Origin of the sequence: Paenibacillus koleovorans NBRC 103111, from assembly GCF_004000845.1 — a bacterium.
Classification (GTDB): Bacteria; Bacillota; Bacilli; order Paenibacillales; family NBRC-103111; genus Paenibacillus_AA; species Paenibacillus_AA koleovorans.
The window spans coordinates 67,010-79,293 of sequence record NZ_BIMA01000002.1; the positions used below are offsets into that span (position 1 = coordinate 67,010).

The window sequence follows — 12,284 nt, forward strand, 5'->3', positions numbered from 1 at the left end:
TGATTCTATAATCATGGTTGTCTTATCGGTGCACGATATTCGCCGTATCGTGCGCTTTTTTTGTGTAAACAAAAATCGAACCTTTTCTCGCACTCGACAGTTTATAGATCAGATAGAACCGGGAGGTGACCCAACCTAGTGACCGATCGCGAACTGTTTGAAGCTTATCGCTTGGATGTATACCGGCTTTGTTTGTCTCTGCTCGCGAACCGTTCCGATGCCGAGGATGCGTGCCAAGACACGTTTGTCAAAGCGCTGCGCCACAATCGTGAACAGATCGATTATTTGAAGCCGTGGCTGCTGCGCATCGCCATCCACACATGCCGCGATCTCCTCCGAAGACGATGGAAGGAGCAATGGCTGGCCAAGCTGGAGCGTCCTTCTGCCAATGCTGATCTGCCATCCGACAAGCTGGCCGAAGCCAAAGAAAACATCGACGAACTAGCCGCACTGCTTAATCAACTGCCGGATCGACTGCGCGCCGTGATCATTCTCAAGTACATCAATGAGATGAAAATTCAGGAGATTTCCGAAATTCTCAGGATTCCTGAAGGAACGGTTAAATCCAGATTGAACAGCGGATTGAAGCGATTGTCGAAACGTATGCTGCTGCAACAACATCTCAACCAACTCCAAGGAGGGGAACGCCTTGAACGAAGCCATAGAACGAAGCATTCTCCGGAATGCTGAGCGGCAATTGGACCCAATTCCTGATTTTGACAGCATGTGGGCTCGAATACAAGATCGGTTGCTGCTCCCAGTAGCCGGAGACAAACGCATCAGTAAAAAGCCGTATCTCATTGCGGCAACCGCCGCTTCCCTGCTCCTCTCCGTTCCGGCGATGGCCAGCCCGCAGCTGTGGGATTGGATGAAACAGATGCAAAGATCCGGCATAACTGCTGCATGGGACGCTGGATACGGGCAGTCTGTCGAACGCAAGGCGGAAGCGAACGGAGTTACGCTCACTGTCCACCAGGCACTGGCGGACAGCAACCGGATTGCCTTGACATTCAGCTTGCTTACTGAAGCGGTGAAATCGGAAAGTGGTATCCGAACGGCGATGTTCGATCGTTTATCTTTGACAGACGAGAACGAACAACTGCTAGCCACTGGCGCAGGTGCCACTTGGGATGAGCACGACCGGCGATTGAAAGGCTATGTGGAAGGAAATCGTCTTCCGGAGGGGGAACGGAGCCAGCTGACATTGACTGCGGAAAACTTGATTTTGCTTCGTGAAGCGCTCAAACCACTTCCCTTGAACGCTAGAACGGATTCCGGCGCTCCACTAATCGCGACGGATCTGTCGCAAGAACTGCGGTCTCTCAAGGTTGAATCCATGCATCAGGAACAAAATCGTTTGACTGTGGAATATACCGTCTCGATGACGGATAGCAAATGGAGCTCGTTGAATCCATCGCTTCGTCTCATCTCGTCGGGGCAGCCGATTGCCGCCAGTTTTGCGAATGTCCTGCCATCCGATAATCCGCTTGAGCTGAAGAGGAAAGATATTTTCCTGCTGGACGACCCTCGGGTCCAAGATGCGGATTTCGCGTTGCAATATCTCGAGCCTGTGCGATCGTACATCGGGCAATGGAACATTCCGTTCGAACTGAATATGAAGCAAGCGAACCAAACTTCGATTACTCGCCAGCTACAAGGAGATATTCCCGTAGCAGGCGGCATGCACCAACTGGACAAGCTGGTAGTCAGCCCTTCCCAGATTCGGGTCACAACGAAAGCATACCCCTTTGACCCTCAGTGGAAAGAGTTGATCACCTACCGGAAGCTAGGGCTGCGGGTTGGAGAGGAGACGATTACAGGCAGCCTGTTCGGCGAGTCGGCCGGGGTCAGCTTCCGATTTGAGACGCATCCGGACGGCGAAATCTCCAAGAAGCCGATGCACTTGATCATGAGCGATGCCTCGATTCAGAAACGAGCTGGAAGTCAGTATCAAGTAACCCTGATCCAGCCTCAAGCAGCACGCAAAACCGTCTCCGCGAAGCTTGATCGTTTTACTATCAACTATACGTACTACAAGCAGGGCAGCGATTTGGTTGTGGAGACTTCAAGCGACGATCCGGCTTTTGGCGGTATTGTTCGGTTGTTCCTGCCTCAGGATGGACGGGACTTGCTCGCCGACGAGAAGTTCTCCGGCGATCCTTTCCACAGAACGAACGGCACACGTACGGAAATATTCCGCAAAATCAAAGATGGCGACGTTGTGCTGTATCCCTTCACTTACGTAGTTCTCGAGCCGGAACGGAAGCAAGTGATTCCTCTCCAGTAATAGTAACGTTATGAAATCCACTAGCGTTGCATCAATGTTGAAGCAAAAAAGATAGTTTCAATAATTAACTACGTAACATACACAATTTTCAGGTCATTCGTCAATGCTTTTCTTATATTTCGGACGAACAGTTCCGTCTTCCCTTCTGGGACTACCGAAAACAGAAGGTCACGGCCTTAAACTACCACCTGCTCAAAGCAGGTGGTAGTTTAAGTGGATATATATATCTTTCTCGCCTTAATCGCGTACGCTATCGTCCAACTCATTCAGTACGAGACGAAAACCAAGTTGAGTTTATGGCATGTCCTCCAAGTGCTCAGAAGCTGCTGGTACAAAGAATGGAGCATTGTCGAAACGGAGCTTCACCCAACCCCTACACGAACTTCGAGTGGGCGACAGCGAGTAGAAGGTGCTGAGAAACCACCGCCGCAAATCTCCAGCGTCCCAATCAGGTGAATTATATATATAGGGGGAGTATCTTGTGCAGTTTTATCCATTCGTCAGCATACCTCGGGTCCGGGATTATAGCCACGATGTAATAAAGGATAGGGATGATACAGAGAAGCACAATGGTTCTAACATTCCTAGCCTGAAACTGCACTATAGCGACCTTTACCAAAATAAAGAGACATCCCACCGACGCCAAGCCCTTTAGAAGCAACCAAAACAGATCCATCCACAAATAAGTTACCCCAAGAAAGTATTCGTTCCAGTAAGTCACTGTGTTTACAATTTCAATAAATACCGCTGCAAAATACACGGGTAACCCGGCATACAACATTCCGGTGCGCGCCTGCCTGTAGGTTGCTTTTCCTCCTGCCAGTTTCACGCCGATCCAGAATAAAGCGCCCTTCAAGTAGTAGCCGATCCCCCCGACAACTAACCCAACAAGCAACAAGAAACTCCAGAGCATTCCCCATTCCCTGAAGCTGTCCGAGTACCCCTCTAGCCTAAAATAGGTTGACTCCACAACATAGATGCCTAGCGATATTCCGGAAAGCCATATCAACAAAAATTTGGGCGGATGTTGCTCCCCTGTAATTCCAGCCATTATCCAGTCCATCGTCCACCTATACCTTAAAGCTACCACCCCGTTCTCCTCCAATACGCTCTTATATTTCTACTAGTATACCTTACACTAGAAATTTCAGGTATTTTTTTGGCCAGTCCCCTATCCTCACTCCACCTTTACACAGCCCCAACACAACGTCCCAAACCGCTTAACATTCGACCGCTATACTAATACCCACTACACACCATCCTCCCCGGTCAAGCGGTAAGCCCCTGCTGCTTAACTTTTTGGCCAGCTGGTGCGAGCCTTGCAAAAACGAAATGCTCGTGCTGGAGCAGCTGTATGCGCAGTACGAGGAGCAGGTCGACGTTGTCACTATCAAATTAACCGGAAAAGACCAGCTTGCCGAGGTCAACCGCTTTATCGCCGAATACCGCCTAACCTTGCCCGTCCTGCTCGGCAATACTATCGCAGCCGCCGAAACGTACCGTATCATCCAAGTGCCGACCACCTACTTCATCGACAGAAAAGGGTTCATCGCTCATTGAGTCCTAGTTGCTCGCACCTGACTCTCAGGCCAGAAATAACGCTACCGCATCATCTTATTTCGCTCCCGGAAGGTGTGAATCGTCCAAGCCCGGGCAAATAGCGCTATGGTATCTGCCAAACGCCCGCAAAAAAACCACGCATTCGAGTGATTTTCCCCATCACCGAACGCGTGGCTCTTCGAATTACTCAGAAGATAAGCTGCTTTCCTTCAATATAACGTCGTGAGCGCCGCCTTCGACCAAGCTGGTTGCGGAGACGAGCGTAATTCTGGCTTTGTTCTGCAGCTCCGGAATCGTGAGGGAGCCGCAGTTGCATAGGGTCGATTTGATTTTGCCAAGCGTCTTGTCGAGGTTCTCGCGCAAGCTGCCGGCGTAAGGCACATACGAGTCGACGCCTTCCTCGAACAGTAGCTCGGACTTGCCTCCCGTGTCGTACCGCTCCCAGTTGCGCGCGCGGTTCGAGCCTTCGCCCCAGAACTCCTTCACGAAGTTGTTGCCGACCTTCAGCTTCTTCGTCGGACTCTCGTCGAATCGGGCGAAATAGCGGCCCATCATCAGAAAGTCCGCGCCCATCGCGAGCGCCAGCGTCATATGGTAGTCGTGCACGATACCGCCGTCCGAACAAATCGGCACGTAGATGCCTGTTTTCTTGAAGTATTCGTCGCGCGCTTCCGCCACTTCCATGACTGCCGAAGCTTGCCCGCGGCCGATCCCCTTCTGCTCGCGCGTGATGCAGATCGAGCCGCCGCCGATCCCCACCTTCACGAAATCCGCACCGGCTTCCACCAGGTACAAGAATCCTTCCCGATCCACCACATTCCCAGCGCCGATCTTGACGTCGAAATTCGACTTCACGTATCTCAGTGTATCGGCTTGCCATTCGCTGAAGCCATCCGAGGAATCAATGACGAGGATGTCCACACCGGCTTCTACTAGGGCAGGCACCCGAGTCTGGTAGTCCTTTGAATTGATCCCGCCACCAACGATATAGCTCTTGTTCATATCGAGCAGCTCGTTAGGGTTTTGCTTGTGCGCATCATAGTCCTTGCGGAAAACGAGGTAGTCCAGCTGCTGGTCCTCCCCGACGATCGGCAAGCAATTCAGCTTGTGCTCCCAGATCAGGTCGTTCGCTTCCGACAGCGAGATGCCGCTCTTTCCATAGATCAAGGAGGAGAACGGCGTCATGAACTCTTCCACCTGCTTGTCCAGCGGATCGCGGCTAAGGCGATAATCCCGGCTCGTTACGATGCCGAGCAGCTTGCCCGAAGGGCTGCCGTCGTCCGTTACCGCCACGGTGGAGTGGCCGGTCTTCTGCTTCAACGCCAAAACGTCCCGCAGCGTATGCTGAGGGGTCAGATTCGAGCGGCTTACGACGAAGCCCGCTTTATAGCTTTTCACTTTGCGGACCATGGCCGCTTGGCTTTCCACCGATTGGGAGCCGAAGATGAAGGAGATGCCGCCGCACCGCGCGAGCGCCACTGCCATCCCGTCATCGGAGACGGACTGCATGACGGCCGAGGAGAATGGAATATTGAGCGAGATCGCAGGCTTCTCATCCTTGGCGAACTTGGTGATCGGCGTGCGCAGGCTGACATTTCCCGGGTTGCATTCTTTGGTCGTCAGATTCGGCAGCAACAAAAATTCACTGAACGTGCGGGATGGTTCCATGTAATACGTAGCCACTGTGCTTTTATCCTCCTACTTGGACTCGGGGTAAATTTTTACAAGCATACCACCGATCCGCAAAGGAAGTCAATTGAAAATTTTTCATACTTGTTTTCATACAAATAAACAGCGAACCCCTTAGCGAGGTCCGCTATCTACCGTTGTGAACGGATCAACCATACTTATAAGTGATCCCGTACCCGCCCTTCGGATACACCCAATGGATGTTGTCCGAGGGGCATGCGATTCGGCATGTGCCGCATTCGATGCAGTTCTCGTAAGCGACCGTGGTAATCTTCAGCTTCTTCTCCCATTCATACACATCGGACGGGCAAAAGTAGTTGCAGTCTTTGGTCGTACATTTCAGACATGTGTCGGCTTCCTTAATAATGAGATGGGATTGATCGTCGCATTTGTACCGGATCGTGAACAGCCTGTCGGAAACGCCGCACTGGCTCTGACTCATCCGTTCATCGCCCTCCATCCTTTGTACCCGAGCTTGAGCAGGTTCATCGTGCCGCCCGCCGCATCCCGCAGCAGCTTGATTCCTTGCTTCTGCTTCTCGCCCTTCGGCACTCCGTCGACGGAGAGAAACTGGAAAGCAGCGGCATTCAAAGCGCGGGGCAGCTTGTCGAACAGCAGCTCGGGATCTTCGTCCTTCAACAGCTGATGCATGCCTTTATACTTCTTCAAATCTTTGTGCACGAACGATTCGCGTACTTTCCGATCGTAACGCTTCAGCGAGGCAGCTGTCGAAATATCCTCTCCAGCCTGCTTCGCCTCGATGATCGCTTCGGCCGCCAGCCGGCCGGACGTCATCGCGAGATTGGTCCCCTCGCGGTGGACGAAGTTGACGAGCTGGGCGGCATCGCCAGCCACGCACCATCCGGCCCCCGACAACGGCGGAATCGAGTTGTAGCCGCCCTCCGGGATAAGATGCCCGGAGTATTCCTTCGTCTCGCCGCCTTGGATGAGCTTGCGAATCATCGGGTGCTGCTTCACTGCATCGAGAATGGCATACGGCTTCACTTTTTTGTCTCGCAGATGGTTCACCATAACTCCGACGCCGAGCGAAATCGTTTCCTTGTTCGTGTACAGGAACCCCATCCCGGCCATGCCGAGCGACGTCTCTCCCATGAATTCGATCGTCACGCCTTCGTCGCCTTCGAGCCCGAATCGGTCCTCGATCTTCTCCTTGGGCAGTGCGATTACTTCCTTCACCGCAAGCGACACTTCATCCGGTTTCCACTCGCGATGGATGCCCATCGCCTTGCCGAGCAGCGAGTTGACCCCATCCGCGATGATCACGACATCGGCGTACAAGTCGCCATGCTCGCGATCGGTTCGCACGCCGACGACACGATCGCTTTCACGCAACACTTCGGTCGCCACCGTCTCGTAGATAGGCAATGCTCCCGCTTGCACCGCTTTGTCCGCGAACCACGGATCGAACTTCACCCGCAGCCCGGTAAAGCAGTTGAACGGCTCCTTGAACGCTTCATTGCGGTGGCCGAGCGTCACCATCGATTCCTTGCCCATCATCCATAGCCGCTGCTCGACAATATGGCGCTCGACCGGCGCGTTTCGCTCCTTCCAGAACTCCGGGACGAGCTCCTCGATCTGCTTGCGATATAATACGCCGCCGAACAAATTTTTGGCACCCGGAAACTCGCCTCGCTCCAGCATGACGACGGACAATCCAGCCCGAGCCATTGTCAACGCGGCAGCGGCTCCGGCCGGACCGGCGCCTACGATAATCGCATCGAATTTTTCGTTCACGTTCGGTTCGCTCCTCTCTATCCCGATTGCGTCGCCAGGAGACCGGGCAATCCTCGTCGACTTCGCACCGCTTCGGTAAGCGCCGGCACGATTTGGAACAGATCGCCTACGATCCCATAGTGCGCAAACTGGAAGATGGGAGCCTCCGGATCCCGGTTAATCGCGACAACGACGTCGGAATGGCTCATCCCTACCGTATGCTGTACCGCGCCGGAAATGCCGATGGCGAAATATAATTTCGGCCGTACCGTCGAGCCGGTTTGTCCGACTTGATGCTCGTGTTTGATCCAGCCCGCATCCACAGCCGCTCTTGAGGCGCCGACGGTGCCGCCAAGCGCATCTGCGAGCTCCTTCAGCATCGCGAACGGCTCGGGACCGCCTAGGCCGCGTCCGCCGGCCACGATCACTTCCGCTTCCTCGAGGTTCACATGATCCGTCTCGGCGATGAAATCAAGCACCTGCGCCGCGATATCCGCCTCCTGCATTTCGCAGGAAATCTCGATGATCTCCGCTTCGCGGGCGTCGTCGCGCGGGGCCGCCTCGAACACGCCGGCGCGAGCCGTCGCCATCTGCGGCCTATACTGCTTGCAGAGAATCGTCGCCATCATCTTCTCCGAGAAGGCGGGGCGGCTCGCGAGCAGCAGCCGCGACGGAGGCGGCTCCACATCGAGCTCCGTCGTATCGGCGGTCAGCCCGGTCGGCAAATGCGTGCCGATCGCTCCCGCCAAGTCCCGCCCCGTCGCCGTGGCGCCGAACAGCACGATCTCGGGCTTCGCATCCTCGATCAGCTTCAGCACGACCCGGCTGTAAGGTCGGGTCCGATACGTCTTCAACACCGCGGCATCGCATATGTACACTTTGTCCGCGCCATAGGCGACAGCCTCCTTAGCGAGTTGGCCGACTTCATGGCCCATCACGAGCGCCAGCAGCGGCACGTCCAATTTCGCGGCAAGCTTGCGGCCTTCGCCAAGCAGCTGCCAGGATACCGACTTGGCCGCACCGTCTCGCTGCTCCACTACGATCAGGACGCCGCGATATGCCGACCAGTCGGGCATTTGCTCTTCGTTTCGTTCCTTCGACATGGCGCTACACCCCTTCTCCGGAATTTTGCGCGACGGCCGACTCTATTTGATTAATGGCATTAACAGTTCCTGCTCCAGGCTTCAACCAGCCTAACCGATCTGCGATCGGGCTGCTCCACAGCTGCTCGATCAGCTTCTCGGCCATGTCGCCGGAGCTCGCGCCTTCGATTTTAACGGACTTGACTGCTTTAGCTTCCGGTACCCAAGTTTTGGCGACGATCGTCGGGGAGCCTTTGAGCCCAATTTTCGACCGATCCAAACCCGGAAAATCCGCCGTCGTCCACACCACCGGCTTGTATCTAGCCGCACGGATCATACCGGGGAGTGACGCGCGCCTTACTTTGTTCAGCTCCTTCAGAGCGGTAATCAGCACCGGCATCGCCGTCTCGACCACTTCAATGCCGTCCTCCAAGTGCCGCTGAACCGTAACGCGACGCGTTTGCTCGTCTACTCGCACCACTTTGTTCACATACGTCAATTGCTCCGTATCCAGCCTGCAGGCGACGCCTGGCCCCACTTGTCCCGTATCGCCGTCCAGCGTCTGTTTGCCGCAAAAAATAATATCGACCGGCCCCCAAAGCTCTTCCACCTTGCGAATCGTCTCCGCAACCACGTACGAGGTTGCCAGCGTATCCGCCCCCGCGAAGCCGCGGTCCGTGACGAGCACCGCTTCATCGGCGCCTAACGAGATGCATTCCTTGAGCCCCTTCTCCGCCGGCGGGGGCCCCATCGTCACGACCGTCACCCTTGCCCCCTGCTCGTCCTTGATGCGGAGCGCCTCTTCCAGACCGTGCATGTCATAGAAGTTGACGATGCTCGGAACGCCTTGACGGATGAGCGTGTTCGTTTTCGGATCGATCCGGATTTCGCGGCTGTCGGGCACTTGCTTGACACATACGACAATATGCAGCATGAACTGTTACCTCCTACCCTGTCTCCCTTGTTTCCATTGACCGTACCAGCATCATGAAGCGCTTCCTCATGACTCAAACTCCATGTCCTTGCGGGTCATCGTCGTCCCTTTCCACACCGTCTGAAAATCCAGGTCGACCGTATCTTTTTGCAGCCCCAAATAGAGCAAATAAGCCAAGCCTCCGAACACGACAAGCAGGCCTCCCGTCAACAACAGAAACGCTACCATCCCGGACCCTCTCCTTCCTTGCTCGGCTCTTTTCCCCGATACGATTGACCGTTGACACAACCCTAGCTTGCTACCATATATATGTCCGAGAACGAAAAAAAGCACCTAAAAGGCGCTCTTTTCAAAAAGATAGAGAGATTGTGAGGGTTCGTGGGCAGATGCCGCTACATAGATCGCAATTTCTGAAGTCTCTCCTCGCGGTCCGTTTCTTTCAGGCGGGGGCATGTATAGCAATATTGGCCTTCCCCCGTTTTGTAATAGAGGCAGCAGGCGTTTTTCATCCGGATTTGTTTCGTGCAATCCTTCGGATCCTCGAGCCATCGCACCTTCACATCCAACGGATTTTTTACTCGTCCGAAAACGTCGGCGCTTAGCTGCTTCACAATCGAATAGTCTTGATTCAAACGGTCGAGCTGAGCTTGATAGTACGATGCCTGCTCCGGCTCCCGTTCCCCCGATTGCTGCAGCTCTTGCTGCAGGGCGGAGATGTAATAATTGAACCGTGTAGGAAATTGGCCCCAAAGCTGTCCCAGATCGTAGCCGCTAACTTCGCTAATCGTGGCAAGCAACGGGTAGGCGGTGTCGCGGTAGTAAGTGCGCAGCGTATCCTTGCACCAATTATGGCGGGCATTCTCTTCTTCAGGACCGATCGTCTCCTTCGGAGACTGAACCACGATTACAAGCTTATAATAAGCTCCGGCGGTGCAGAGCTGTATCGTTATCGCATCCAGAGGCAGCTCCAGCCCCCGATTCCAAAGCGAAATCGAACCCTGAAGCGTAATCGCTACCATCGAGAAATAAGCGGCCAAATAAGCGGCAGGCGCCGAGATGTCCGTTGCTTTAAGCAGGTCGCCGTATGTAGTCAGAAATTCCTGCATCCGTTCGCGACGTGACAGCTCGTCTGCACGAATTGTGAAGATGGACTCCTCCATCGGTGTTGTGCGAAAGCCGAATTTTTGCTCCAGCCATTCATAGTCGATCTTCGTAGCCAACGCTTGCATGGTATCGCATCCCTTGTAAGTATCGGTTTGGCATTGAACGTGATAGTGATAATCATTTTCATTATAGTAGCTGATTGGCGATTTGTCTAGATTGAGTTGCCAAAAAGACCTCCCCGAAAGTCGGAAGGTCTTCTCTGCTCGCAGGTTCGCGTATTCAACTAAGAGGCATACTTCAAATTGAACAGCTTGATCGTGTTGCCGCTGTAGATGAGGCTGCGTTCCTCCTCAGTCAGGTCCGCTTCCTCCACTTGGCCGAAGTTCGTGATGTACGAGCAGCCCGGCATATCGGAGCCGAACAGGATGCGTTCCGCACCGAGCATCTTGACTGCGTAGTCCACTTCCTCGCGGCGGAAAATCGAGCCGGAAAAGTCCGTCACGACGTTCGGATAGTCGCGGATCGCCTTGAGCCCGTGATAGTGGTTGCCCCCAAAATGCGCCATAATGAGCTTCGCCTGCGGGTAACGCTGCGCCAGCTCGGCCACATGAGGTCCTGTCGTCTCATCCGGGAGCTGGTTGATCGCCTTGTAAAACGCGTGCAGCAAAATCGGAATATCGTACTCGATGCATTTCTCGATCAACGGGAAAACACTTTGATGAGTGCAATAGGTGGCGATCCACAGCTTGAGCCCGATCATGCCCGTCTCCTCGATGCCGCGGCGCAGTACGTCCATAGCGTCGTCATGCGTCGGATTCACATACACATATCCTTCCGCCACATCCCGGTGCTCTTTGAGGAAACGGGCTACGTCAGCATTTTGCCCCTTCACTTGTTCCTTGGTCGAATACTGCGTCTGCAAGCCGGATACGAACACTTTGTCGATTCCGTATCGCTCGCAATTCGTCACCAAGTCCCGTGCGTGCTGCTCGTAACGCCCGTGCCAAATATGCGTATGCATGTCGATAATCACAGGGGCCCCTCCTCTTCGTGCTACGATTTGTGAAATACCTGCTTGATGCTGAGCTCGTGCGCACCCTGACGAACCGCTTGAACCGCTGTATCCCAGGCTCGTTCCTCCACACGGGACACCGGAATCGAGACGCTCATCGACGCCACGATCTGACCGGAAGCATCGGTAATCGGCGCAGCGACACAGCGTATCCCTTGCACCGCTTCCCCGCTGCTGAACGACAGCCCTTCTCGGCGGATCAGAGCCAGCTGCTCGAGCAGCTCGTCCAAGCTCGACAGCGTCGAATCCGTCAGCTTGCCAAGCTCGCCATCCGGGTACAGGCATCGCACCTCGTCGTCGGACAACCCGCTAAGCAGCATTTTGCCCATCGCCGTCGCATGCAGCGGCAGCATCATCCCCAGATGGGAGACGAAACGAACCGGATGCGTGCTCTGCTTCTCCGCGATGTAGAGCACTTTGTCTCCATTGCGAATGGAAAGAAATACCGATTCATTAATGTCATTAACTATCCGCTGAGCCACATGCTGGAACTCGGTTGCATAGTCCGTGTTGCGGGACACTTTGCTGCCGATCTCGAACAGCTTGAATCCAAGCCGGAACGACTTGCCGGATTTGTCGGTCTCGAGATAGCCCCTGTTCAGCAAGTTCTGCAGCAGCTTGTAGGCGCTCGAGGTCGGCATCCCCAGCTTGCGCGAGATGTCCGTCAAGCTGAGCGTGTCCTGCTCCTCGGCGAACAGCTCGAAAATGTCCAGCACCCGGTCGGCCGACTTAACCGTGGAGGCCTGGCGTTCCGTAGCTTGCTCGTCGATCGTGTCGTTGTCGGGATCGTTCATCATGTGTCGACCTGTTCCTTTCCTCGCC

Annotated in this window: 13 protein-coding genes; 3 read left to right on the forward strand and 10 right to left on the reverse strand. The window is 54.6% G+C overall.

The window, feature by feature from the left end:
- Window positions 1-138: 138 nt before the first annotated feature.
- The gene (locus PKO02S_RS01390) at window positions 139-690 is read left to right on the forward strand and encodes an RNA polymerase sigma factor (protein ID WP_127579266.1); all 552 of its coding nucleotides are present in this window, start codon (window positions 139-141) and stop codon (window positions 688-690) included.
- A complete protein-coding gene (locus PKO02S_RS01395) occupies window positions 650-2,287 on the forward strand; it encodes a DUF4179 domain-containing protein (protein ID WP_127579268.1) in 1,638 nt (545 codons plus the stop codon). The genes PKO02S_RS01390 and PKO02S_RS01395 overlap by 41 nt, the downstream gene beginning before the upstream one ends.
- Before the next feature lie 457 nt (window positions 2,288-2,744).
- Here the strand turns inward: PKO02S_RS01395 and PKO02S_RS01400 are convergent, their stop codons facing one another.
- Window positions 2,745-3,377 carry a hypothetical protein gene (locus PKO02S_RS01400; protein WP_127579270.1) on the reverse strand — a complete coding sequence of 211 codons (633 nt, stop codon included), beginning with the start codon at window positions 3,375-3,377 and terminating at the stop codon, window positions 2,745-2,747.
- A gap of 194 nt (window positions 3,378-3,571) precedes the next feature.
- On the opposite strand from PKO02S_RS01400, the gene PKO02S_RS01405 reads away from it, so the two are divergent.
- Window positions 3,572-3,847 (forward strand): TlpA disulfide reductase family protein, encoded by a 276-nt coding sequence (locus tag PKO02S_RS01405; RefSeq protein WP_281280395.1) that lies wholly within the window; start codon window positions 3,572-3,574, stop codon window positions 3,845-3,847.
- A 183-nt stretch (window positions 3,848-4,030) separates the two neighbouring features.
- On the opposite strand, the gene PKO02S_RS01410 is transcribed toward PKO02S_RS01405, so the two are convergent.
- The 9 genes from PKO02S_RS01410 to PKO02S_RS01445 all read right to left on the reverse strand — a co-directional run bounded on the left by PKO02S_RS01410 (window position 4,031) and on the right by PKO02S_RS01445 (window position 12,259).
- Window positions 4,031-5,530, reverse strand: a complete 1,500-nt coding sequence (locus PKO02S_RS01410) for an IMP dehydrogenase (RefSeq protein ID WP_127579274.1) — start codon at window positions 5,528-5,530, stop codon at window positions 4,031-4,033.
- A 154-nt stretch (window positions 5,531-5,684) separates the two neighbouring features.
- A complete protein-coding gene (locus PKO02S_RS01415; RefSeq protein ID WP_127579276.1) occupies window positions 5,685-5,978 on the reverse strand; it encodes a ferredoxin family protein in 294 nt (97 codons plus the stop codon).
- On the reverse strand, window positions 5,975-7,291 hold the full coding sequence (locus tag PKO02S_RS01420; protein ID WP_127579278.1) for an FAD-dependent oxidoreductase: 1,317 nt from the start codon (window positions 7,289-7,291) through the stop codon (window positions 5,975-5,977). The genes PKO02S_RS01415 and PKO02S_RS01420 overlap by 4 nt, the downstream gene beginning before the upstream one ends.
- Window positions 7,292-7,308: 17 nt before the next feature.
- On the reverse strand, window positions 7,309-8,373 hold the full coding sequence (locus PKO02S_RS01425) for an electron transfer flavoprotein subunit alpha/FixB family protein (RefSeq protein ID WP_127579280.1): 1,065 nt from the start codon (window positions 8,371-8,373) through the stop codon (window positions 7,309-7,311).
- 4 nt (window positions 8,374-8,377) lie between these two features.
- Window positions 8,378-9,286 carry an electron transfer flavoprotein subunit beta/FixA family protein gene (locus PKO02S_RS01430; RefSeq protein ID WP_127579283.1) on the reverse strand — a complete coding sequence of 303 codons (909 nt, stop codon included), beginning with the start codon at window positions 9,284-9,286 and terminating at the stop codon, window positions 8,378-8,380.
- Window positions 9,287-9,352: 66 nt separating this feature from the next.
- Window positions 9,353-9,514, reverse strand: coding sequence for a hypothetical protein (locus PKO02S_RS32185; RefSeq protein WP_164821234.1), 162 nt, complete (start codon window positions 9,512-9,514; stop codon window positions 9,353-9,355).
- Between the two features lie 164 nt (window positions 9,515-9,678).
- On the reverse strand, window positions 9,679-10,515 hold the full coding sequence (locus PKO02S_RS01435) for a (2Fe-2S)-binding protein (RefSeq protein ID WP_127579285.1): 837 nt from the start codon (window positions 10,513-10,515) through the stop codon (window positions 9,679-9,681).
- Between the two features lie 158 nt (window positions 10,516-10,673).
- The gene (locus PKO02S_RS01440) at window positions 10,674-11,423 is read right to left on the reverse strand and encodes an amidohydrolase family protein (RefSeq protein WP_127579287.1); all 750 of its coding nucleotides are present in this window, start codon (window positions 11,421-11,423) and stop codon (window positions 10,674-10,676) included.
- A 20-nt stretch (window positions 11,424-11,443) separates the two neighbouring features.
- Window positions 11,444-12,259 (reverse strand): IclR family transcriptional regulator, encoded by an 816-nt coding sequence (locus PKO02S_RS01445; RefSeq protein ID WP_246066783.1) that lies wholly within the window; start codon window positions 12,257-12,259, stop codon window positions 11,444-11,446.
- Window positions 12,260-12,284: the final 25 nt, after the last annotated feature.

Excerpts from the sequence above, each read along its gene's own strand:
- PKO02S_RS01445 (WP_246066783.1), bottom strand. The coding sequence starts at position 12,259 with ATGATGAACGATCCCGACAACGACACGATCGACGAGCAAGCTACGGAA.
- PKO02S_RS32185 (WP_164821234.1), bottom strand. The coding sequence starts at position 9,514 with ATGGTAGCGTTTCTGTTGTTGACGGGAGGCCTGCTTGTCGTGTTCGGA.
- PKO02S_RS01425 (WP_127579280.1), bottom strand. The coding sequence starts at position 8,373 with ATGTCGAAGGAACGAAACGAAGAGCAAATGCCCGACTGGTCGGCATAT.
- PKO02S_RS01430 (WP_127579283.1), bottom strand. The coding sequence starts at position 9,286 with ATGCTGCATATTGTCGTATGTGTCAAGCAAGTGCCCGACAGCCGCGAA.
- PKO02S_RS01415 (WP_127579276.1), bottom strand. The coding sequence starts at position 5,978 with ATGAGTCAGAGCCAGTGCGGCGTTTCCGACAGGCTGTTCACGATCCGG.
- PKO02S_RS01435 (WP_127579285.1), bottom strand. The coding sequence starts at position 10,515 with ATGCAAGCGTTGGCTACGAAGATCGACTATGAATGGCTGGAGCAAAAA.